This is a genomic window from Ensifer sp. B1-9, from assembly GCF_050474445.1.
GTDB lineage: Bacteria > Pseudomonadota > Alphaproteobacteria > Rhizobiales > Rhizobiaceae > Ensifer.
In genome coordinates this window covers 196,053-216,394 of the sequence record NZ_JBCHVG010000009.1, presented here as the reverse complement: position 1 = coordinate 216,394, position 20,342 = coordinate 196,053, and the positions used below count along the sequence as shown (strand labels likewise).

Below are 20,342 nucleotides of genomic sequence, written 5' to 3'. Positions count from 1 at the left end.
CTTTCATGCAGTCGGGGCTTCGCCGGCAATCGGTACCTTGACCCACGCCGCTCCCGTCTGGCCGTGGTGGAAGCCGTTGGAAAACGGGATGCCCGGATAGACGGATTCGAGCCGTACCAGGCTTTCCCCGATGGTGCGCCGGCCGGCAATCGCGTCGTCGTAGATTTCGGCGACTGCGACCATGTCGCAATCCTGTGGCGACAGCCGGATCCGGGAGACCCCGGCGGCGGCCAGTTCAGGGAGTTCCTGCATCAGCGCCTGGCAAGTGTGCGACATGGTCTGCACGCCGTTGAGAGCAAGGAAGGGCTGGCGGTCGAGCGTCTCGACGGTCAGGCCATCCGTGTCCTCGCCGCAGATGAACTGGCAGTTGTCCTTGATCAGGCCCTTGGAACGGGCATGGGTGCAGCGCGCCGAGATCGCCAAGGGCACGCGGCCGAAGGCGAAGACCTCGAAAGCGACGCCGGGATTGTCCTGAATGATGTCCCGCACCGATGCCATCGGCAGCTCCGGCGGTAAACAGATGCTCGCCGCCCCTCGTGATGCCAGCAGTCTTGCCGTGGCGCCGTTGTAGATGTTGACCAGCGGTCCGATCGAATGCGGCTTGCCGGCAAGCAGGTGCAGGGCGGATAGGTCGTTGGCCTCGATCGGATGGGCGCTGTCACGTACCAGTCCGCGTACAAGTTGGCTCTCTCGCTCCAGTGTCACGAGCGCCAGCGAGGCGAGGCTCACCTTTTTGCCGGCGCTTTCCAGCCGTTCGATGACATCGCCGATATGCGGTTCGATGAAATGCAGTCGCTTCGAGCAGACGGCCTCGCCGATCGTTACGTGGGCGATCGGCGCTTCGTCGGCGATGCGGAAGTAGAAGTCGCGCCACTTGGGGCCGTCCCAGAGATAATAGACCGGGCCGAGGCTCAAGGCCGGTTTGGATGGGCTGATGGACGTGGTCATGGGCCGGTTATCTCCAGCGCTTCTCATAGGCGCCTGTTGTCGTCTTTTGGCCTTCGCTCAGAGCTTTCAGCCGCGATACAAGCGCGGGCCGTTCGGCGGCGCCGGCGGTCAGCGCCCGCCGCATGACCGAGACGACTTCGGCAACATAAGCCTTGCCGCGTTGTCGTCCCTCGATCTTCAGTGCGCTGACGCCGGCGCTGCGCAGCGCATCGATATGATCCATGACGTCAAGCGAGACCGGATCCTCGAAGGCGTAGCCGCGTTCCTCGGCAATGTCGAAGCGCCCCTTGCAGAGCGTCGGATAGCCCGCGGCCTCGCCGGCCGGGAAGCGGTTGATCGTGTAGTTGCCGAGCTCGGAGACGAGTTCGCGCCCGTCCTGGCGGTAGCGCACGTGGCTGGCGGGCGAGCAGACGCCGTTCATGTTGGGCGACTTGCCTGTGGCATAAGAGGACAGCGAACAGCGCCCCTCGGCCATCACGCAGAGCCCGCCAAAGGCGAAAACCTCGATCTCGCAATCGATCTGCTTGGCAAGGCGGGCGATGTCGGCAATCGTCAGCGTGCGCGGCAACACGATGCGTTTTGCCGCGAAAGCCTCGACAAGGAACCGCACGGCATCGGCATTGGAGGCGGAGGCCTGCACCGAGACGTGCAGCCGCTGCTGCGGATGGCGCTCTACAGTGTAGGCCATCAGGCCGAAGTCGGCGAGGATGACGGCATCGGCACCGAGTGCCACGGCGTCGTCCACCGCCTGGTGCCAAAGCTTCTCCTGGCCGGCGCGCATAAAGGTATTGATCGCGACGAAGGTCATCACCTTGCGCTGCTTGGCATAGGCAATGGCCGTTCGCAGTTCCTCTCGCGAAAAGTTCAACCCGGGGAAATTCCGGGCGTTGGTCTCGTCGCGAAAGCCGCAATAGACGGCGTCGGCGCCGGCATCGACGGCTTCGCGGAAGGCGGCCGGCGTGCCGGCGGGGCAGATCAGTTCCATTGGGAAGCCTCCTCCTTGAGAACGCGGCCAAGTGCGCGTTCTCGGATCTCCTCCCCGGCGCGGCGTATGAGTGGCGCGAGCGGCCCGCTCATGCGCGCGAGATCGATTGGTAGATCGATTTCGCAATCGTCGAGGGCATTGCGCAGCGCCAGCATCGCCTCCATGTCGCCGCTGACCGTGAGATCACGGGAGAAGAAGACGGCGTCGCCATCGATGCGCCCTTCGAGCAACGCCAGCAGCAGGACGAATTCGCCTTCCATGCGGGCGTCTGACGCGGGCGCGCGCTCCTTGCGATGGACGGAGATACGCCGCACCGACGGCTCGACCAGAAAGCTGATCGGCAGATCGGACGGCAGGAAGGCGTAGCGCTTGGCGGCATGGTCGGCGAGGCGATCGAAGAGGCCGGGATGGGCCGCGATCACGCGGGCAAAGACCCGTTGCACCACGCTTTCGATGGCGACGATGGGAACGAAGCTGAGGGGTGCGGTGATCGCGAGCGGAAGGGTCATTTACTACCTGTGGGGCGGGCTGCGGAGCGACGGAATCGGACGATGCGGCGCATGCTAGACGCCCGCCGCCGGCGGTTGTTTGCGCCACATCAAAGACAAGGGCCATTCGCCGCCACAAAACAGGCTCCATGAACAGGACCTTTCGCCCATCTCAGGGCTTCGCAACGCTTCGGGATTTTGTCGATACGCTTGAACGTGAAGGCGACCTGAAGCGCATCTCGCGACCCGTTTCGCTGGTGCACGAGGTGACCGAGATCCACCGCCGCGTGCTCGCGGCCGACGGGCCCGCGCTTCTTTTCGAGCAACCGGTCGATGCCTCTGGTGCCGTGCAGCCCATCCCGCTTCTTGCTAATCTTTTTGGGTCGGAACGCCGGATCGAACGTGGTTTCGGCCTGATGCAGGGAGGACTCGATGCGCTTGCCGGCGCCTTGGCGGAACTGCGCGATCCACGAGCGCCGCAATCCCTGCGCGATGCCTGGGACAGGCTGCCGCTGTTGAGATCGGCGATGTACATGCGGCCGCGAAAGGTGGCGCGTGCGCTTTGCCAGGAAATCGTGTGGCGCGGTCAGGAAATCGACCTCGGCCGCCTGCCGGTTCAATGGTGCTGGCCCGGCGAGCCGGCGCCGCTCATCACCTGGCCGCTGGTGATCACGCGTGCGCCGGATGATCCACTGGATGTCAATGTCGGCATCTACCGCATGCAGGTGCTAGGCCCTGATCGCGTGATCATGCGCTGGCTCGCCCACCGCGGCGGCGCCCGCCACCATCGCCTGTGGCAACGCTTGGGTCAGGACATGCCGATCGCGGTCGTCATCGGCGCGGACCCGGCGACCATCCTTGCCGCCGTCATGCCGCTGCCGGACGGATTGAGCGAACTGAATTTCTCGGGATTGCTCAGGAGGGGCAGGACGCCGCTCGTCACGGCGAAGACCGTGCCTCTTTTGGTGCCGGCCAATGCCGAGATCGTGCTGGAGGGCACCGTTTCGGCAGCCGAAACGGCGCAAGAGGGCCCCTATGGCGACCACACCGGCTATTACAATTCGATCGAGCCGTTCCCGGTCATGCGCCTGTCGGCAATCACCATGCGCCGGATCCCGCTCTATCTCTCGACCTACACCGGCCGGCCACCGGACGAGCCCTCGCGGCTCGGTGAAGCGATGAACAGGCTGTTCGTACCGCTGGTCCGCAAACAGTTTCCGGAGATATCCGATCTCTGGCTGCCGCTCGAAGCCTGCTCCTACCGGGCGATGGTCGTTTCGATCGACAAGCGCTATCCGGGACAGGCCAAGCGCGTGATGATGGGGCTTTGGTCGATGCTGCCGCAATTCAGCTACACCAAGCTGATCATCGCCGTCGACCCGGACATCGACGCGCGCAATTGGTCCGACGTGATGTGGGCGCTTGCCACTCGCTTTGATGCCAGCCGCGACGTGACCGTGATCGAGGGCACGCCGATCGATTATCTCGACTTCGCTTCGCCGCGCCCTGGCCTCGGCGGCAAGCTTGGGCTCGACGCCACCAACAAGATCGGTAGCGAAACCGATCGTGAATGGGGGCGTGTTCTGGCGATGTCGCCGGAGGTCATCGGTCGGGTCGACGCGATCTGGACTGATCTCGGGCTTGGAGACCTGACGCGATGAACAGGATGAAGGTCGTACTCGGCGTCACCGGCGCTTCCGGCGCCGCGATCGCCGTGCGTATTGCTGAGCGGCTCAGCGACATCGAAGGCGTCGAGCTGCATCTCGTCCTGTCGCCTGCGGCGAACCGCACACTCGCACACGAAGTTGGTGCGGAAGCGCTTCCGTCCTTGTTGCGTAAGGCCGCGCGAACCTATGACCACGCAGACATAGGCGCGGCAATTGCGAGCGGGTCGTTCTCGACGGCAGGCATGATCGTCGCGCCATGCTCCATGCGCACGCTTGCGGCGATCGCCAGTGGCATGGCCGACAATCTCGTGGTTCGTGCCGCCGACGTGCATCTGAAGGAGCGGCACAGGCTGATACTGATGGCGCGCGAGACGCCGCTGCATCTCGGCCATTTGCGCAACATGTGCGCCGTCACCGAAATGGGGGCGATCGTCATGCCGCCGGTGCCGGCCTTCTACCATCGGCCTGAAACCATCGAGGCCATTGTCGATCATCTGGCGGCCCGTGCGATCGATCTCCTGGCGTTGCCGATCGCCCCATTGGCAAAGGCCTGGCAAGGCGAAGGCTAAGATTTTCCGGGAAAGGCGGAGCCGCTCCGCGAAAACTCTGTCAGCAGAAAACTGATCACATGAACCCGGGATTTCGCGGCAAATACTGCGTCCAGTCGCCATAGCCGGGCGACGCCATCAATAGCATTGGAAAGGTGATCCGCATGCCTTGGCTAACTGCGAGGCTTAAGACGCCGTCGCATGTACCTGGCAGGAACGCCGATATCGTCGCAGCGGAGCCATTTGCCGCCAGCTTCAACGCCGTCGCAAACGCATCTCGAAGAACGTCACGTCGCGTGACAGCGAGAGGACCGATGTGCCCGTTGGCACCGATATAGCCGTAGCCGACAGGAACGTCGCCAGCATAGAGCAAGACCCCTTCCGTTGCCGGGTCGCCGAGCAGGTAGCGATGATGTTTCTCCCGCGAGACGCCTATGGCGCGGGCGTCGATCTCGGCAAGCTTTGTCATGGTCGCAGCGTCGCCGTCGATTGCGACTGCACGCAGCGGCGGCTCCGGCGATGCCAACGCCACCCGTTCGCGCGAGACGTTGAAAAAGTAGATCGGCATCCTGGGAAAGAGGCCGTGTCGCATGTAAAGCCCCTGCGAGACACGATTGAAAGTGAAAGTGATGAGTGCCTTGTGCGCTGCTCCAGATTTCCGCGCGTGCTCCAGGGTGCGTTCCAATAGCTGATTTCCGATGCCATGGCCCTGCCGGGCGGGATCGACGAATAGCTGGGCGAGGAACCAGACATCCCCACAAACCCAACTCCACGCAAAGCCCAGAATATCCCCACCGTCCTCTGCAATCCAAAGGCCGTCCGGATCGTCCTTGAGCGAAAACAGTTGAAAGCTGGGAGGGCTGGCGGTTGCCATCGGGCCGAAGCCATGCCGAACGGTAAGATCGTTGATGCTGGCAACCACCAGAGCATCGGTCGCAGCCAAGTCGTCCGCCTGCGCGGGTCGGTAAACAAGCGACATCGGTACCTCCAACAGGGAATCCGGGCAAAGCGCCGACAGCAGAAGGCAACATACCAGTTCCCGTGACCGCGGTCTTGGCCACCACGGCTCACGTCACATTCAGAGGTCCCCTTTTTGAACGCCGATGGTCTAGAGCGGGATGCGCCCACATGCGTTCGTGCCGCCGCCGTAACCCATTGTTTTTGCTGAATTAGCACGACGTCAGGTAATTCCACCTGACTGCAAAAATACTCTAGTCGAGCACGGTAGCCTGGAGCAGGGGGTCGGCTCCGAAGAGGACCTCGTGCCCGCCGAGCAGCAGCCAGACGGCAATCGCGACGGTCGCAAAGGCGGCGACGATCATGACGGGGTCGGCGCGCAAACGGGTTTCGCCCCGGATTACCGCTGCAAAGGGCCAGACCGATGTTCCCTTCGAGGCTGCCCGCCAGCCCTCACCGAGACGCCGGCGGGCGCGCTTTTCGAGCATGAAGAAACCGCCGACGGAAAAGAGCGCGAAGCCGCCGAAAAGCACGAGCGAGCGCAGGTCGCCATTCGGTACGATATGGCCGGCGGCCCAGAGCAGGAAGCCCCAGAGCACCGGATGGCGGGTGATCGTCACGATGGCGCCGGGCCGTTCGTTTCCCTGGTAGATCGAGATCGACAGCGCGTTCTCGCTGAAGAGGCCGGCCAGCACGAGAAAGATCCCTAGCGGCGCCAGAACGAAGGTCACCCAGGCCTGCCAGGCGGCCGGGTCCCAGAGCGGGATGAAATCGAGCTGCAGCGCCGCGTGAAAGACGAAGCCGAGGGCGAGCACGGAGAGCAGCGAATAGACCGCGAAATAGGTCGAGCGGCCGAGCTGGTCGATCAGGCCCTGGCGAAGCGCCGGCCAGGCCGGCACGAGATGGAGCAGGAGGAAGACGACGAAGGCGAGGAGAAAGTAGGTCATGTCGGTCGCCTCACCCGTGGCGCCATAGAAGCAGGCGCTCCGTTGCCACATGGCGGCGAACGGTTTCGAAAAAGCCCCGTAACATATAGCCGATCGCGTCCCAATTGAGCGATGCCCTGTTGTCGAGAACTGCTCTCAGCACGCGCACCAGTTCGATAGCGGCCCGATCGTCCTGGTCATGCTCGGCGCGCAGCCGCGCGATCAAGGCGCCGCGATCTTCGCCAGTCCGCTGGTCTTCGACTGCAGGAAACAGGATCATTTCCTCCAGCGCATGGACCCGCCTGAGCTTTTCCGGCAGTTCCGCCATGATCACGCGGCAACTCGCGGCGTCGATGCGGCGCGGAATGGAATCGGCAAGCGTCTCGAGGCGATCACACAGAGAAAGAAGGTCGCGGTAAGCCTGTCCCAGCTCGTGGTGTTCAGAAAATCGCTGCTGCATAGAACCTGCTCCATTGGGCGTTGATGCCTCAACTACACCCGCTGAAGGCGGCCATCTTTGACATTTCTCAAAGTCTGCGGCGCGACCCCTCGCCGCTTCGGAGAACCTCTGCGGCTACTGGCAGGGCGCGGCAGAGCGCATCGAGGACCAGGTCTGGACCGAGAAGTCCAACGCGTAGTGACAGTTCCACCAGGACGCTATTGATGGTTTCACCAGCATGCTATTGACACTTTCACCAGATTTCTATTGAGACTCTTCACGCTACGCTATTACAACTTTTGCCATATCGGTTTTCTGAGAAAGTGACCATCATGGACGAAAGCTCGTGAGCGCATGACGATTGCCGGATTTGTTGTGGATCACGGACGCGGGCTCATGCGCTCGAGCCATGCGGTGAGCCTCGATCTCTCCCGGACCAGACCATGCTGGTTGAAGTGGTGAACGCAAAAATGTGCCCATGAATCGTCGAACGCCATCTCCATATCCCCGGTGATCGAGGTCGTACCGAGTCCGATCTCTGCATAGGTGAACTCGAAGCTGCCACTCGGACGCGCCAGCGCAATGTGGAACGGCTGACCGGTAAACTCGTTGATCATCGGCCTGCCGCGGCTCACCATGACGCCGGGTATCTCCACCCTGGCGGTTCTGAGCTCCAAGTCCGCTTCAAGCTGAATCGGCAGGAACAATGTCTTGCAAAATTCGGAGCATGTGGACGCGAATATGGAGAAGAGATTGCTCAAGGGCTCGCCGGCCTCGCCGGAGATGATCGCTTCAAGCGCGATCCGTTGAGCTTGGTTTGCGCGCTCGTCGATAACGATCTGGCGTCGGCCGTTTCCGTCCTTGATTTCGCCGGGCCACTTGTAGATCGCTGCCCAGTTGAGGCCCGCGATCGGCGTATCACCGTAGTAGCCCTCAACCAGGTTGCCGACGAAGGCCGACTGACAGTAGCCGCGTGTGCTCGGCAGGTTGAACTGGCAGCCGCAATTCATGGCGCAATTGCAGTTGTCGTAGGTCTCGCTCTTGAACAGCCATTGGTCGACCATCCCTCCAATCCTCCTCTTGAGCGGTCGCATTTGTGAGAGGGCATTTCTTCCGCTCAGCGCCTCGATGCCGTGATCGTCCTCTCAAGGAGGCATACCCTGACCGACTTTGTCTGCGGTGCGAATGGTAGTATCGCCCCGCGCCTACTTCGGTCACGGGACCGCTCCTGTTTGGATGCGGAAGAAACGAATTTTAGCAGTGTCGAAAGGTCGCTTCAATCGGCACCGCCCGGCACGAAGGGGCGAACTCCACGGGGTCTCCGGCATCCGATCGCGTCGGCGACGCTGCGGGCTCAGCGGTCGAGGAAGAGAACGATGGCGATCGCGACGGAGGAGAGGATCGCCGACAGCGTCGCGCCGCGCTGCAGCACGCCCATGCGATAGAGCACGAGGGCGAAGACGATGATGATGGGGGTGGCAACGGAAAGGCCGATCTGTGCGTCTGTCATCGGAGGGCTCCTTTGTCACCGCCAATAGCGCGGCCCCCTGCCGCCTTCTTTGCTCAATCGCAAAGACACGGTGTGCGCTCGCGCCTAGCTCAAGCCTCGAGTTTTTGACGCGGGATGAAAAACGCGTGCTGTTTTCCGGCCGCTTCCCGCTCCAACCCATGAGACCTGACGGAGGCGCTGACATGGATGCCCGCAGTTATCCGATTGCCGGAGCGGCGGAAGAGGACACCACGGACACCCTGCTGCTATGGGTACTCGTCTGGAGCGAACTTGCTGCCTTCGGCATCCTGCTCGTCGGCTTTCTCGTTGTCGGCCTCCTCCAGCCGGATGCGTTTGCTGTCGCTCGTTCGCATCTCGATCCGCTGCTTGCCGGCATCAACACGCTCGTTCTCCTGACCAGCGGCTGGCAGGCAGCCCTGGCGACAAGGCCTCGGGCCTCGCTCGGGCAGCGTCGGCGGGCGCTGGTGAATGCCGCGCTCTTCGGCTTTGCCTTCGTCGCGATCAAGCTCTTTGAATACAGCGCGGAAGCAGGTGTCGCCGGAGATCCCGCATTCGGCTCCTTCTTCGAGCTCTACTTCCTCGTTACCGGCTTTCACCTGCTGCACGTGGTCTTCGGCGCCCTCGTGCTGTTCATCGTCGCCTGGCGGCCGGCTCCCGGCAACGTCGCGCTCATCACCACGCTCTGGCACGTGATCGATCTCGTCTGGATCGTGATGTTTCCGCTCGTCTATCTCGTGTAAGTGCTATGACCGACCGCAATCCCAGACAATTGTTCAACACCTGGCTCGTGCTCGCCGCGATCGTGATCTCGAGCATGGCGCTGATGGCGGTCGCCGGGCCGACGGTGGTCGTCATCGCCGTCCTGCTCGGGCTCGCCATCGTCAAGAGCCGGTTCGTCGCGCTCAATTTCATGGGGCTCAGCCATGCGCCATCTGCTCTCCGCCTGGGTCTTTTGATTTGGCCCGCAGCACTCGTCCTGCTCGCTGCCGCGAAACTGGTGCTGGGCGCCGTTCTCCTCATCTGAGGTCACCCGCCGACTTGTTTGCCGAAACGCAAAGAAGCCGCTGCCGATTTCCCTAGACATGGGGTGGCCCCGATTGTTGCCGACGCCACACGGGGAGGGGATCAGATCAGCCAGCCGCGCTCGTTGCGGCCATCTGAAATCGAAAGGACCACGTGATGGCAGAACGCCTCACCAAAACCGGGGCCCGTAACGTCTTTTACGGCGGGTCCTTCTTTTTCTTCGCAATCTTCGTCGGGCTGACCGCCCACAGCCACTACTATATGCGGACGACCTCGACGGACGAAACGACGCTGACCGACTCGGTCGCGCGCGGCAAACACGTCTGGGAAAAGAACTCCTGTATCAACTGCCACACATTGCTGGGCGAGGGCGCCTATTTCGCACCCGAGCTGGGCAACGTCTGGAAGCGCTTCGGCGGCGAGGCCGATCCGGATGGCGCCCGCGAAACGCTGAAGGCCTGGATGGCCGCCCAGCCGACCGGCATCGAAGGACGGCGGCAGATGCCACAGTTCAATCTCACTGAACAGGAACTCAACGACCTCGCCGACTTCCTGGAATGGACGAGCCGCATCAAGACCCAGGATTGGCCGCCGAACGAGGCAGGCTAGGGCGCCGTGCGTTCAAAGAACGCACTAAGGACGCCCTTCTTTGAATTCAGAGCATCTTATCCGCCAATCGGCGGGATGCTCTGTGAAGCGATCGGAGTGTGACACCATGAAATACCAAACCCAAAAGGTCGCGATGCTCTATTTTTACGGAGCGCTCGGCCTGTTCCTCGCCCAGGTGCTGTTCGGCGTGCTTGCCGGTACCATTTACGTCCTGCCCAACACGCTCTCCGAGCTCCTGCCTTTCAACATCGTGCGCATGGTCCATACCAACGCACTGATCGTCTGGCTGCTCATGGGCTTCATGGGTGCAACTTATTATCTGCTGCCCGAAGAAGCGGAAACCGAACTCTACAGCACGAAGATCGCCATCGCGCAGTTCTGGATCTTCCTGATCGCCGCGGCCGTCGCCGTCGTCGGCTATCTCATGCATATCCACGAGGGCCGCGAATTCCTCGAACAGCCCTTCGCGATCAAGGTCGGCATCGTCATCGTCGCGCTGATGTTCCTCTACAACATCACGCTGACGGTGCTGAAAGGCCGCAAGACCACCGTTACCAACATCCTGATCTTCGGGCTCTGGGGTGTGGCGATCTTCTTCCTCTTCGCCTTCTACAACCCGATCAACCTGGCGCTCGACAAGATGTACTGGTGGTACGTCGTCCACCTCTGGGTCGAAGGCGTCTGGGAACTGATCATGGCATCGGTGCTCGCCTTCCTGATGATCAAGCTCAACGGCATCGACCGCGAAGTCGTCGAGAAGTGGCTCTATGTCATCGTCGGCCTGGCGCTCTTCTCCGGCATTCTCGGCACGGGCCATCACTACTACTGGATCGGTGCGCCGGGTTACTGGCAGTGGATCGGTTCGCTGTTCTCGACGCTGGAAGTCGCACCCTTCTTCACCATGGTGATCTTCACCTTCGTGATGACCTGGAAGGCCGGCCGCAAGCATCCGAACCGCGCAGCCCTCCTCTGGTCGATCGGCTGCTCGGTCATGGCCTTCTTCGGTGCCGGCGTCTGGGGCTTCCTGCACACGCTGTCTTCGGTGAACTACTACACTCACGGTACCCAGGTGACCGCGGCCCACGGACACCTCGCGTTCTTCGGCGCCTATGTGATGCTGAACCTCGCAGTCATGGCCTATGCAATCCCGGAGATCCGCGGCCGCGCCCCCTATAACCAGTGGCTGTCGATCACGAGCTTCTGGATCATGTGCACCGCCATGTCGGTCATGACCTTCGCGCTGACCTTCGCCGGTGTTCTCCAGGCGCACCTGCAGCGCGTGCTCGGCGAAAGCTACATGGACGTTCAGGATCAGCTTGCGCTGTTCTACTGGATCCGCCTCGGCTCCGGTGCCGTCGTCCTGATCTCGGCGCTGATGTTCATCTGGGCGGTTCTCGTGCCCGGCCGGGAGCGCAGCGAGAAGCTCAGTGGCGTGGTCCAGCCCGCCGAATGACCAATCAGCCGGCGCGGTTCCCCGCGCCGGGACCCCCAAGAATTTTCAGCATGGAGACTTGCCATGAGCCCAGTCCAAACTGCCGTCAGTCGCGCGGCACTCGATATCCCCGCCTATAGTCCCTCCGGCAATGAATGCGCGCTGTTCGAAAGCGCCTGGGTGCGGCAGCTGCCGCTGCTCCTCAAGGGACCGACCGGTTGCGGCAAGACCCGTTTCGTCAGCCACATGGCAGCGAAGCTCGGCCTGCCGCTTTCGACCGTTTCCTGCCATGACGATCTTGCCGCCGCTGACCTCACCGGTCGCTATCTCCTGAAGGGTGGCGACACCGTCTGGGTCGACGGCCCCCTGACCCGCGCCGTGCGCGACGGCGGCGTGTGCTATCTCGACGAGATCGTCGAGGCTCGCAAGGATGTCGCCGTCGTCCTGCATCCGCTAACCGACGATCGCCGCATGTTGCCGCTCGAACGCACCGGCGAACTGCTCGAAGCCCCCTCGAGCTTCATGCTGATCGTCTCCTACAATCCCGGCTACCAGAACCTGCTGAAGAGCCTGAAGCCCAGCACCAGGCAGCGCTTCGTGGCGATCGAATTCGATTTCCTGCCGAAGAACCAGGAGATCGCCGTCGTTTCCCAGGAAAGTGGATTGCTGGAAAGCCAGGTGGCGCCGCTCGTCAATCTCGCGCAACGGCTGCGCGCCCTCAAGGGGCATGACCTGGAAGAAGGCGTGTCGACCCGGCTGCTCGTCTATTGCGCTTCGCTGATCGATGCCGGCATGCCGGTCAAGGACGCGGTGCGGGCTGCGATGATCGAACCGCTCACCGACGAACCGGATGTACGCGCAGCACTTCTCGAAGTGGCCGGCTCGCTGATCGCCTGAGGTGAGCCATGCTTGATTTCCTCGAGCTCGAAGAGACCGTCGGACGGGCGTGGCACCGTTTCGTCGGCAACACCAGAACCTGGCGGCGCTATCCGGACGAAGCGGTGAAGCTCACCGACATGATGCCGGTGCTCGGCGTCTCCTTTCGCGGACACGGCGGCGAGGCGGCTGTGCAGATCGTGCCGGCCCGTGGTCGAACCTCGACCCATCGATTGCGGTGGCGGCAGCGCATGGGGCTCGGCGAAGAGAAGCTCGTGCAGCCCGCGCGCGACCACGCATCGCTGATGCTGCCCGGCGAGATCGATATCTTTCCGACGAAGGACCTCAACCGGGATCTCTATCACTGGCTGGTTGCATACATGGCAACGATGCCGGTCGACCCCGTCAGTGAAACCGATCCGCTCCGCCGCGACCTGGCGCTCGTGTCGCGCGCCCAGGAAACGGTCGAGGAGGTGTTCCAGCGGTTTCCGGGACTTCGGCGGCGCTATCGGCGCCTGGCGGAAGCGACGCTTGCCGAGCGGCAGCGGGGCGCGTTGCCGACGATCGAGCAACATCTCGAAAACCATATCCTGCGCCTCCTGCGCAAGGCTGCAGGTCAGGCGGATGCGACGCTGCCGGTGATCTTCCCGCATCGCGCACCACCCGGCTACCTGCCGATGCTGCCGATGCCGCTCTGGCCTGACACGCTGTTGCGTACGGAAACCACGACCACCCGCGACGAGGATATTGCCGCGACGCCGGGCACTCAGGCCGCGGTTACCGAAGTCGAACGCCATATCGCCGTTCGCGAAAACCCAGAAAACCGCAAGGGCGAGCGCAGCCCCTTCATTCTCAACCGCTTCGAGAAGATCCTGGCCATGGCCGAGATGGTCAATGTCGACCGCCCCGGCGATGACAGCGACGACCACGACAGCAAGGCTGCCGAGGAACTCGACGACATGACGCTCGGCGAGCGCAAGGGGCGGCCCTCGGCGCGCTTCCGCTTCGATCTCGACTTGCCGCCGGAAGCGGTCGATCCGACGCCGCTGACGGCCGAGCTCACCTATCCCGAATGGAATTACCGGACAGGCCAATATCTCAAAGACCATTGCCGCGTGCTGGCGATGCCCGCCTCCGGCCACGAAGAGCGCCCTGAACTCACGGATGAAAGCAAGAGCCTGATCCGCCGCGTGCGACGCCAGTTCGAAGTGCTGCGCCCGCGGCATGAGATGCTACGCGCCCAACTCGACGGCGCCGATCTCGATCTCGACGCGGTCGTGCGTGCCCGCACCGACCTCGCCGCCGGCGGCCAAGGTAGCGATCGCATCCATTTGATGAGTCGGCCGCAGGTGCACGATTTAGCGGTGACGATCCTCGTCGACGTGTCGCTGTCGACCGACTCCTGGTCCGACAACCGGCGGGTGCTCGACGTGGAGAAAGAGGCTCTGCTCATCCTTGCGCACGGGCTTTCCGCTTGCGGCGACAACCACTCGATCCTGACCTTCACGTCGCGACGGCGCGACTGGGTGCGGGTCGAAACGGTCAAAGCCTTCAACGAGGCGATGGGACCGCTGGTCGAGGCGCGTATTGCCGCGCTGAAGCCCGGCTATTACACCCGCATCGGTGCGGCCATCCGCCATGCCTCGGCCGAGCTTCGCCGGCAACCGAACCGCAAGAAGCTTCTCCTGGTACTGACCGACGGCAAGCCCAACGACATCGACCATTATGAGGGACGCTTCGCGCTTGAAGACAGCCGCCGGGCGGTCACGGAGGCGCGACGGAGCGGCATCAACACCTTTGCCGTCACGGTCGATCGCGAGGCGAAGTCCTACGTGCCCGCCATGTTCGGCCAGAACGGCTACGCGGTCGTGGGCAACATCTCGCGGCTACCCGCGGCGCTGCCGGCGATCTACCGCAACCTGGTCGGGTGAGGCGGTCAGCCAGTCAGGAAACAAAGGCCCGGCAATCGTCGGGCCTTTTGGGTTCAAGGTCAGGGTATGCGGGCGCCCATCGTCTCCCGCGGGTTCGAGCCGCGGATCCCCAAACTTCGCGTTCGCGGCGCCCCTGTGAGCAGGGGCTGCATCGGGATGCTCGGGGCAAGCCCGATAATGACGGAGAGAATGGGCGCTCGGTTGACTTTGTATCGGCGCGAAGGCTCCCGCATTCGCCAGTGTTGGTGGTCGCTGAAAACCGTGAAGCGATCGGCTTTTAATGCGAGGCAGCCCAAACGCAATCACCCTCGCCCCTGAGGCGAGGACCCAAGACGCGATGCCCGGACGTATGTGAGGAGATAAAGAGGGGTGAGCCGGAGCAGTACGGCGGCGCTCCGGCCTGCGTTGATTATTGTGACAGAAGACTCGGCAATGGCCGAGCCTTCCTGGCGAAAGAGCCCTCAAGCAGCCTTGCTGTGCACTCGCTGAGTTTCATCGATATAAGCATCGAAGGCCGCCGCCACCGCGCGGATGACGAAGCGGTGCTGGGGCCTGACCGTGATGACGCCATTAGCGATATCGATCACACCGTCCTGTTGCAGTTCGGCCAATTTGCCGTTGCCTTCGATGAGCGACTGCCAGTCCCGGCCGTGCGCCGCGGCGATTGAGGAAATATCCGCGCTGAAATCGCACATCAATCGTTCAATGATCACGGCACGCAGCCTGTCCTCGTCGGTCAGCCGGTAACCCTTCGTGGTTGCGAGCCGGCCCGAGGCGATGCGGCTTGCGTAAACACCCGGCGGTACCTCGTTCTGGACATAACCGTCGCGCGAGCGGCCGATCGCCGAGGCGCCAAAACCGATCAGCGTCTCGCAATTGTCGGTCGTGTAGCCCTGGAAGTTGCGGCGAAGCCGTCCGGCTGCCTGGGCGGTGACGAGATCGTCATCAGGCAAGGCAAAATGATCGAGGCCGATCTGCCGGTAGCCGGCCTTGACGAGCGCCTCGCTGATCGCCGTCGCCTGTTCGGCGCGGGCGCTACTGTCGGGCAGTGCCTTCTCATCGATCATGCGCTGGTGCTTCTTGAAGCTTGGCACATGGGCGTAGCCGAAAACGGCGAACCGTTCCGGATACATCGCCACGGCCGCTTCGACCGTCTCGACGCAGGAGCGAACCGTCTGATGCGGCAGGCCGTAGATCAGGTCGAAATTGATCCCGCCAATGCCGGCCCTGCGCAGATGGCCGACGGCCTCGGCCGTCTGCTTCTCGCTCTGAATGCGATTGATCGCCTTCTGCACGACGGGATCGAAGCTCTGCACGCCGAGGCTTGCGCGCCGCACGCCACCTTCGCCGAGCGCCTCGGCCATGGCGAGCGTCAACCGGCGCGGATCGATCTCGACGGCGACGTTGGTCGACGGAGTGAGAGCGAAGCGTTCGCGCATCAATGTCATCAGCGCCAGGAATTCGCGCGGCTCGATGATTGTCGGCGTACCGCCGCCGAAGTGCACTTCCGCCACCGGCAAGGGGCGTCCGACGGTATCGGCGACCATGCGGATTTCGTCTCTCAGCACGTCGAGATAATCGAGGATCGGATCATCCTTCTTGGTGATCGTAGTGTGGCAGCCGCAATACCAGCACATCGATCGACAGAAAGGGATGTGCAGATAGAGCGACACATCCTGCCCCTTTGGTATCGCCTTCAGCCAGGCGCCGTAGGTTTGCTCGTCGACCGCTGCGGCAAAGCGTGGCGCGGTCGGGTAACTCGTGTAGCGCGGCAGGCGCATTTCACCGTATTTCAGGAGCGCGGAAGCTAACATTTCGTCCTCATCTGGGTGGCGATGGATGCATCCTTCTAGGCTGCGTGGCCCGGTAACTCTTTGCGAAAAGTCAAGGACGGGGGGTGGTCTCGGGCAAACCGGGATTTGTTTGCGCTTCGACAAAATGTCGCGGTGCGGTCGTCGTTAGGTTGCGGAAATCCGGGGCGTGTGCGCCGGCGTTTCCCGGATCATCAAGCAACGACGGCGACTAGAGCGGATGACCATGAGCATTGCAGAGACCGACAAGCCCTTCATCGACGTGCGGACGATCCCGCCGGTGGAGCGCCATCCCAAAATCTTCGGCATGTTGAACGCGCTTGCCGAGGGCGGCGCCTTCATCATCATCAACGATCATGACCCGCGTCCGCTGCACTACCAGTTGGAAACGCGTTATCCGGGCGAATTCACCTGGGAATATCTTGAGCAGGGACCTGATGTCTGGCGTGTCGAAATCGGCCGGCAACAATCCTCCGGCTGCGATTGCTGCTGCGGCGGGCACTGAGCCCCGTCGGTGCGCCTCAAGAGCGGGACGAAGAAAAATCTGGGCGGTCTTCCGCTCACATCCCGCTCTAACTTACGAGAATCGATCACGTTTATTGGTTTTTGATCGGCTCGGCCAAAACCCATCGTGATCTAGGGGATGAACCGCCATGTTCGCAGCCACGCTATCCCGCTGGACGATGTCCTATCTCGCGGCCGCGCTGATCTTTCTCGTCCTTGGCGAGATCATGATGGTTCTCGGCTACGGCTACCCGGTCTCGGCCCTTGAGGCGCCGGAAACGCTGGCGCTCGTCCATATCGTTGTCCTGGGCTGGTTGAGCTTGCTGATGACCGGTGCGTTGCTGCAATTCGTGCCGGTTCTCGTCGGCCGGCCGCTGTCCTTCCCTAGCGTCGCTCTACCGGCACTTCTGTTGCTCATCGGCGGCATCGCCAGCCTGACGCTCGGCTTCGTCAGCCTCTCGGGCACGATCTATCTTCCGGTGACGCTGCTTCCTCTCGGAGCGGCGTTCTCGATTGTCGGGTTCTCAGTGCATGGCTTCGACTTCGCGGCGACACTCTGGCATGCGCGCCCGCTGCCGCTCCCGGCCCGCTTTGTCGCGGTCGGTCTCGCTGCGCTCTTCGCCACGATGCTGCTCGGCGGCGTCTATGCCTGTGTACTTTCGGGCTTGATCGATGCGGAAGGCGCGATCGACCTGACGATCGACGGACTGTCACTTCATGCTTCCCTGGGCCTTTGCGGCTGGTTGAGCTTCACCACCATGGGCGTCAGCTACCGGCTTTTGAGCATGTTCATGCTGTCGCCGGACAAGGAACGCGCAAGCAGTCGGCTCGTCTTCGTGCTCGGTACGCTTTGTCTCGGCCTTCTGGCCGCAGCGGTCCCTGTCATTCTCGTGGGCACATTCGGCCGTGTGCCGCTTCTCATCTTTGCCGTCGCTTCCGGCGCTGCGGTGGTGGCGATCTATGTCGGCGATATCCTGCGCATCTATCGGCAGCGCCGACGCAAGGCGATCGAGCTCAACAGCCGCGCCAGCATCGGCGCCTTCGCGTCCCTGATCGCCGCGAGCCTGCTCTTCGTGGCGCTGCTGGCGCTCGGGTGTCTCGATGCGGGCACCGGAGCCGTCACCTATCTCGTTGCCTTCGGCTGGCTGACGGGCATGGGGCTCGCCCAGCTCTACAAGATCGTGCCGTTCATGACCTGGCTCGAATGTTATGGGCCGGCACTCGGGCGTATGCCGACGCCGCGGGTCCAGGACCTCGTCGTCGAGGCCGCAGCCCTTCGCTGGTTTCGGCTCTATTATCTGACGGTTGCGGTCGCGACGCTGGCCCTGCTGATCGGTAGCGCGATCCTGTTTCGCTTTGCGAGCCTCGGCCAGTTGATTGCCGTCAATGCGCTCATCCTGGAGTTCGTGCGAACACGGCGGCTGATCAATGTTCCGGCCGAACTTCGACTGCCTGGCGGACTTGTTCGACCAGGCCTGTTTCTGCCATCCATTCCTCACGGAGGTTCCCATGAGCCAAGATCCCTTTGAACTCGACGTTCGACCGCTTTTACGCGGCGGCAGCGATCCGTTTCAGGCCATCATGAATGCTGTCGATAGCCTGGCGCCAGGCCAGGCGCTGAGGCTGATTGCCACCTTCAGGCCCGTTCCGCTCTTCAGCGTCATGGCCGGACGCGGTTTCACGCATCAGGACCGCCCGCTCGACAACGGCGACTGGGAGGTTCTGTTCACGCCCGAAGGAGAGGTCGACGGGATCCGGCTTTCGGCCGGCGAAACGGATCTGGACACCTGGCCGGATCCAAGCCGCCAGCTCGACCTGACCGATCTCGATCCGCCCGAGCCGATGGTGCGCATTCTGGCGACCGCCGAGAAGATGACAGAGGGCGAAGTGCTCTTCGCCTTGCTCGCGCGCGAACCGCTGTTCCTCTATCCGGAGCTCGCCAAGCGCGGGCATAAATGGGCCGGCAATTTCGATGCGACCGGCGAGACCTACCGGATCCTCATTCGCATCGGCGGAGGACGTACGCATGCCGGCGCCTGAAACCCTGGATCTCGAAGAGAAGATCCGCGATGCGCTGCGCATCATCATCGATCCCGAAATGGGCAAGAACGTCGTCGATCTCGGCCTGATCTATGACATCGACGTTCAGGAAGGCGGTATTGCCCGCGTCACGATGACGACGACGATCAAGGGGTGCCCGGCGACGGCCTTCCTCAAGGAAGCGGTGCAGAACTGCGTCTGGTATGTGCCGGGTGTCGAGTACGCCGAAGTGCGCCTGACCTACGAGCCGCCCTGGACCCCTGAGATGATGGCTGACAGTGCGGTCGAATTCGCGCAGGGCAGCATCTTCTGAGAGTGGTCTTGCAGGAAAAAAGGCGCGGCTGATCCGGCGCCTTTTGCTTTGGGTTCGAACGGGCCGTCAGGATGACGCACGAAGCGACCGGCGTTCGCACACCAGCATCGGCCCATATTCGACTGTGAACAGCGCGAAAGCGGCGATCCACAACGCACCCGAAAGCGCGATCAGGTAGTGATAGTGCGCAGGCAGCACCTCTGCCAGCGGACGGATCAGTGCTGCGGTCATGATCGCGACATAGGAGGCATTGGTGAGCGCCGAGCCGACCAGCGGCCTGCCGGTGTGGCCGCGGCTGGCGCGGGTCATGACGGCGAGCATCATGGACGCTATGACGCCGACGGTCAGCACATGCATGACCGGGTATTCGCTCAGAAGTTCGATCGCACCGGCTGCTATCGCGAGGAAGCCGAGCGGCACGAAGGCATAGGCCGCGTGCAGCACGAAGAGCAGCTTTTCCGGCCAGGTCGCCAATCCGTGCCAGCGGAACAGCCGCACCGTATGGAAAGCGCAAGCGACGAGCGCGATCGCCGCGGTGACGATGTGAACAGGTGCGAAGGTCCAGGCGGCAAGCGCCGCGACGCCGATCAGGATCGCCGCCGTGTCGAAGCGGTTATAGGGCACCGGGAAATTGGTGCGCTCGACCTTGTTCAGCCAGTTGCGCGTGAAGCTTGGCACGATGCGCCCGCCGACGATCATGATCAGCATGGTGTAGGCGCCAATCGCCAGCCGCGCTGCGGCATCGACGTCGAGCTCGCTGAGAACCGAGAGATGGAACCAGATGTTGGCGGCGGACAGAAGCACCAGCCCGCCGATGACCTTTAGGTCCTTCCACTTCCGGCCGACAATCACCTCGCGCGCGCAGATCAGCAGGAGCACCGGCAGGAACAGCGCTTCGATACCCGCGGCCACGGGCAGGCCGATGACACCGCTCGACAGCAGCGCGACCCGACCGACGACCCAGAGCCCGAAGAGGGTGGCGAGCGGGCGACCGGAAACCGGCAGCCTGCCGGTCCAGTTCGGGATCGCCGTCAGCAGGAAGCCGCCGAGCACAGCGGAGGAGAAGCCGAACAGCATTTCGTGAGCGTGCCAATGAGCGGCGCCGTAGTTGCCGGCAAGGTTGATCCCGAGAATCAATGCGGAGATCCAGAGTGCCATGGCGCCGATCGCCCAAAGGGTGGCGCCCAGAAAGAACGGCCGGAAACCGTAGGAGAAGAGCACCGGGCCGGTGGTCGAGAGCCCGCGCGGAATGCCGCCGCTCGGTTTCGGTCTTATGAGTCTGTCCAACATGATCACCGTCCTCGTCGTGCGTGCTTGCGGGATTGCGGATGAGGC

General features: G+C 62.8%; 22 protein-coding genes. 12 read left to right on the top strand and 10 right to left on the bottom strand.

Going from position 1 to position 20,342, the window contains the following annotated elements; translation table 11 throughout:
* Positions 1-3 precede the first annotated feature (3 nt).
* Genes ubiV through ubiT form a run of 3 tightly spaced genes read right to left on the bottom strand, consistent with a single transcriptional unit; the run spans position 4 to position 2,442 of the window.
* Complete coding sequence (gene ubiV / locus ACQ5BM_RS18510; RefSeq protein ID WP_429814161.1) at positions 4-948, bottom strand: ubiquinone anaerobic biosynthesis protein UbiV; 945 nt, start codon at positions 946-948, stop codon at positions 4-6.
* A 7-nt stretch (positions 949-955) separates the two neighbouring features.
* Positions 956-1,933 (bottom strand): ubiquinone anaerobic biosynthesis protein UbiU, encoded by a 978-nt coding sequence (ubiU, locus tag ACQ5BM_RS18505; protein ID WP_429814158.1) that lies wholly within the window; start codon positions 1,931-1,933, stop codon positions 956-958.
* Positions 1,924-2,442: a ubiquinone anaerobic biosynthesis accessory factor UbiT gene (gene ubiT, locus ACQ5BM_RS18500; protein WP_429814155.1), complete on the bottom strand. Its 519-nt coding sequence runs from the start codon at positions 2,440-2,442 to the stop codon at positions 1,924-1,926. The genes ubiU and ubiT overlap by 10 nt, the downstream gene beginning before the upstream one ends.
* A 128-nt stretch (positions 2,443-2,570) precedes the next feature.
* Between ubiT and ACQ5BM_RS18495 the strand changes: the two genes are divergently transcribed.
* Both ACQ5BM_RS18495 and ACQ5BM_RS18490 read left to right on the top strand, forming a co-directional pair.
* Positions 2,571-4,082 (top strand): UbiD family decarboxylase, encoded by a 1,512-nt coding sequence (locus tag ACQ5BM_RS18495; protein ID WP_429814152.1) that lies wholly within the window; start codon positions 2,571-2,573, stop codon positions 4,080-4,082.
* The gene (locus ACQ5BM_RS18490; protein WP_429814149.1) at positions 4,079-4,657 is read left to right on the top strand and encodes a UbiX family flavin prenyltransferase; all 579 of its coding nucleotides are present in this window, start codon (positions 4,079-4,081) and stop codon (positions 4,655-4,657) included. Before ACQ5BM_RS18495 ends, ACQ5BM_RS18490 begins: the two co-directional genes overlap by 4 nt.
* Positions 4,658-4,712: 55 nt before the next feature.
* On the opposite strand, the gene ACQ5BM_RS18485 is transcribed toward ACQ5BM_RS18490, so the two are convergent.
* From ACQ5BM_RS18485 to ACQ5BM_RS18465, 5 genes are all read right to left on the bottom strand, one after another.
* Positions 4,713-5,615, bottom strand: coding sequence for a GNAT family N-acetyltransferase (locus tag ACQ5BM_RS18485; protein WP_429814146.1), 903 nt, complete (start codon positions 5,613-5,615; stop codon positions 4,713-4,715).
* Positions 5,616-5,847: 232 nt separating this feature from the next.
* Entirely contained in the window at positions 5,848-6,540 is a 693-nt protein-coding gene (locus ACQ5BM_RS18480; protein WP_429814143.1) for an NnrU family protein, read from the bottom strand.
* Between the two features lie 10 nt (positions 6,541-6,550).
* Complete coding sequence (locus ACQ5BM_RS18475) at positions 6,551-6,979, bottom strand: hemerythrin domain-containing protein (protein WP_429814140.1); 429 nt, start codon at positions 6,977-6,979, stop codon at positions 6,551-6,553.
* 359 nt (positions 6,980-7,338) lie between these two features.
* Entirely contained in the window at positions 7,339-8,022 is a 684-nt protein-coding gene (locus tag ACQ5BM_RS18470) for a DUF1326 domain-containing protein (RefSeq protein ID WP_429814137.1), read from the bottom strand.
* A 290-nt stretch (positions 8,023-8,312) separates the two neighbouring features.
* Entirely contained in the window at positions 8,313-8,468 is a 156-nt protein-coding gene (locus ACQ5BM_RS18465) for a hypothetical protein (RefSeq protein ID WP_089044838.1), read from the bottom strand.
* 182 nt (positions 8,469-8,650) lie between these two features.
* Here ACQ5BM_RS18465 and ACQ5BM_RS18460 point away from each other — a divergent pair, with 182 nt between their 5' ends.
* The 6 genes from ACQ5BM_RS18460 (at position 8,651) to ACQ5BM_RS18435 (ending at position 14,339) form a co-directional block, all read left to right on the top strand.
* Positions 8,651-9,208 carry a cytochrome c oxidase subunit 3 gene (locus ACQ5BM_RS18460; RefSeq protein WP_429814135.1) on the top strand — a complete coding sequence of 186 codons (558 nt, stop codon included), beginning with the start codon at positions 8,651-8,653 and terminating at the stop codon, positions 9,206-9,208.
* A 5-nt stretch (positions 9,209-9,213) separates the two neighbouring features.
* On the top strand, positions 9,214-9,492 hold the full coding sequence (locus ACQ5BM_RS18455; RefSeq protein WP_429814133.1) for a cytochrome C oxidase subunit IV family protein: 279 nt from the start codon (positions 9,214-9,216) through the stop codon (positions 9,490-9,492).
* 155 nt (positions 9,493-9,647) lie between these two features.
* Positions 9,648-10,100: a c-type cytochrome gene (locus ACQ5BM_RS18450; protein WP_334197185.1), complete on the top strand. Its 453-nt coding sequence runs from the start codon at positions 9,648-9,650 to the stop codon at positions 10,098-10,100.
* A 106-nt stretch (positions 10,101-10,206) separates the two neighbouring features.
* The gene (locus ACQ5BM_RS18445) at positions 10,207-11,553 is read left to right on the top strand and encodes a nitric-oxide reductase large subunit (protein WP_173519587.1); all 1,347 of its coding nucleotides are present in this window, start codon (positions 10,207-10,209) and stop codon (positions 11,551-11,553) included.
* A gap of 63 nt (positions 11,554-11,616) precedes the next feature.
* Positions 11,617-12,429, top strand: coding sequence for a CbbQ/NirQ/NorQ/GpvN family protein (locus ACQ5BM_RS18440; protein ID WP_334197184.1), 813 nt, complete (start codon positions 11,617-11,619; stop codon positions 12,427-12,429).
* Positions 12,430-12,437: 8 nt separating this feature from the next.
* Positions 12,438-14,339, top strand: coding sequence for a nitric oxide reductase activation protein NorD (locus ACQ5BM_RS18435; protein ID WP_429814129.1), 1,902 nt, complete (start codon positions 12,438-12,440; stop codon positions 14,337-14,339).
* 461 nt (positions 14,340-14,800) lie between these two features.
* Here the strand turns inward: ACQ5BM_RS18435 and hemN are convergent, their stop codons facing one another.
* Positions 14,801-16,153, bottom strand: a complete 1,353-nt coding sequence (gene hemN / locus ACQ5BM_RS18430) for an oxygen-independent coproporphyrinogen III oxidase (RefSeq protein WP_429814127.1) — start codon at positions 16,151-16,153, stop codon at positions 14,801-14,803.
* A 223-nt stretch (positions 16,154-16,376) separates the two neighbouring features.
* On the opposite strand from hemN, the gene ACQ5BM_RS18425 reads away from it, so the two are divergent.
* From ACQ5BM_RS18425 to ACQ5BM_RS18410, 4 genes are all read left to right on the top strand, one after another.
* Complete coding sequence (locus ACQ5BM_RS18425; protein WP_376741699.1) at positions 16,377-16,655, top strand: DUF2249 domain-containing protein; 279 nt, start codon at positions 16,377-16,379, stop codon at positions 16,653-16,655.
* Between the two features lie 148 nt (positions 16,656-16,803).
* Positions 16,804-18,183 (top strand): hypothetical protein, encoded by a 1,380-nt coding sequence (locus ACQ5BM_RS18420; protein ID WP_429814124.1) that lies wholly within the window; start codon positions 16,804-16,806, stop codon positions 18,181-18,183.
* Positions 18,164-18,694, top strand: coding sequence for a DUF2249 domain-containing protein (locus ACQ5BM_RS18415; protein WP_429814121.1), 531 nt, complete (start codon positions 18,164-18,166; stop codon positions 18,692-18,694). Before ACQ5BM_RS18420 ends, ACQ5BM_RS18415 begins: the two co-directional genes overlap by 20 nt.
* The gene (locus ACQ5BM_RS18410; RefSeq protein WP_429814119.1) at positions 18,681-19,007 is read left to right on the top strand and encodes a metal-sulfur cluster assembly factor; all 327 of its coding nucleotides are present in this window, start codon (positions 18,681-18,683) and stop codon (positions 19,005-19,007) included. Before ACQ5BM_RS18415 ends, ACQ5BM_RS18410 begins: the two co-directional genes overlap by 14 nt.
* Before the next feature lie 66 nt (positions 19,008-19,073).
* Here ACQ5BM_RS18410 and ACQ5BM_RS18405 read toward each other — a convergent pair whose 3' ends face one another.
* Entirely contained in the window at positions 19,074-20,297 is a 1,224-nt protein-coding gene (locus tag ACQ5BM_RS18405; protein ID WP_429814116.1) for an NnrS family protein, read from the bottom strand.
* Between the last annotated feature and the right edge of the window lie 45 nt (positions 20,298-20,342).

What these genes read in the sequence shown, in the direction of transcription:
- ubiV (WP_429814161.1), bottom strand. Translation starts at nt 948, where the DNA reads ATGACCACGTCCATCAGCCCATCCAAACCGGCCTTGAGCCTCGGCCCG.
- ubiU (WP_429814158.1), bottom strand. Translation starts at nt 1,933, where the DNA reads ATGGAACTGATCTGCCCCGCCGGCACGCCGGCCGCCTTCCGCGAAGCC.
- ubiT (WP_429814155.1), bottom strand. Translation starts at nt 2,442, where the DNA reads ATGACCCTTCCGCTCGCGATCACCGCACCCCTCAGCTTCGTTCCCATC.
- ACQ5BM_RS18495 (WP_429814152.1), top strand. Translation starts at nt 2,571, where the DNA reads ATGAACAGGACCTTTCGCCCATCTCAGGGCTTCGCAACGCTTCGGGAT.
- ACQ5BM_RS18490 (WP_429814149.1), top strand. Translation starts at nt 4,079, where the DNA reads ATGAACAGGATGAAGGTCGTACTCGGCGTCACCGGCGCTTCCGGCGCC.
- ACQ5BM_RS18485 (WP_429814146.1), bottom strand. Translation starts at nt 5,615, where the DNA reads ATGTCGCTTGTTTACCGACCCGCGCAGGCGGACGACTTGGCTGCGACC.
- ACQ5BM_RS18480 (WP_429814143.1), bottom strand. Translation starts at nt 6,540, where the DNA reads ATGACCTACTTTCTCCTCGCCTTCGTCGTCTTCCTCCTGCTCCATCTC.
- ACQ5BM_RS18475 (WP_429814140.1), bottom strand. Translation starts at nt 6,979, where the DNA reads ATGCAGCAGCGATTTTCTGAACACCACGAGCTGGGACAGGCTTACCGC.
- ACQ5BM_RS18470 (WP_429814137.1), bottom strand. Translation starts at nt 8,022, where the DNA reads ATGGTCGACCAATGGCTGTTCAAGAGCGAGACCTACGACAACTGCAAT.
- ACQ5BM_RS18465 (WP_089044838.1), bottom strand. Translation starts at nt 8,468, where the DNA reads ATGACAGACGCACAGATCGGCCTTTCCGTTGCCACCCCCATCATCATC.
- ACQ5BM_RS18460 (WP_429814135.1), top strand. Translation starts at nt 8,651, where the DNA reads ATGGATGCCCGCAGTTATCCGATTGCCGGAGCGGCGGAAGAGGACACC.
- ACQ5BM_RS18455 (WP_429814133.1), top strand. Translation starts at nt 9,214, where the DNA reads ATGACCGACCGCAATCCCAGACAATTGTTCAACACCTGGCTCGTGCTC.
- ACQ5BM_RS18450 (WP_334197185.1), top strand. Translation starts at nt 9,648, where the DNA reads ATGGCAGAACGCCTCACCAAAACCGGGGCCCGTAACGTCTTTTACGGC.
- ACQ5BM_RS18445 (WP_173519587.1), top strand. Translation starts at nt 10,207, where the DNA reads ATGAAATACCAAACCCAAAAGGTCGCGATGCTCTATTTTTACGGAGCG.
- ACQ5BM_RS18440 (WP_334197184.1), top strand. Translation starts at nt 11,617, where the DNA reads ATGAGCCCAGTCCAAACTGCCGTCAGTCGCGCGGCACTCGATATCCCC.
- ACQ5BM_RS18435 (WP_429814129.1), top strand. Translation starts at nt 12,438, where the DNA reads ATGCTTGATTTCCTCGAGCTCGAAGAGACCGTCGGACGGGCGTGGCAC.
- hemN (WP_429814127.1), bottom strand. Translation starts at nt 16,153, where the DNA reads ATGTTAGCTTCCGCGCTCCTGAAATACGGTGAAATGCGCCTGCCGCGC.
- ACQ5BM_RS18425 (WP_376741699.1), top strand. Translation starts at nt 16,377, where the DNA reads ATGAGCATTGCAGAGACCGACAAGCCCTTCATCGACGTGCGGACGATC.
- ACQ5BM_RS18420 (WP_429814124.1), top strand. Translation starts at nt 16,804, where the DNA reads ATGTTCGCAGCCACGCTATCCCGCTGGACGATGTCCTATCTCGCGGCC.
- ACQ5BM_RS18415 (WP_429814121.1), top strand. Translation starts at nt 18,164, where the DNA reads ATGAGCCAAGATCCCTTTGAACTCGACGTTCGACCGCTTTTACGCGGC.
- ACQ5BM_RS18410 (WP_429814119.1), top strand. Translation starts at nt 18,681, where the DNA reads ATGCCGGCGCCTGAAACCCTGGATCTCGAAGAGAAGATCCGCGATGCG.
- ACQ5BM_RS18405 (WP_429814116.1), bottom strand. Translation starts at nt 20,297, where the DNA reads ATGTTGGACAGACTCATAAGACCGAAACCGAGCGGCGGCATTCCGCGC.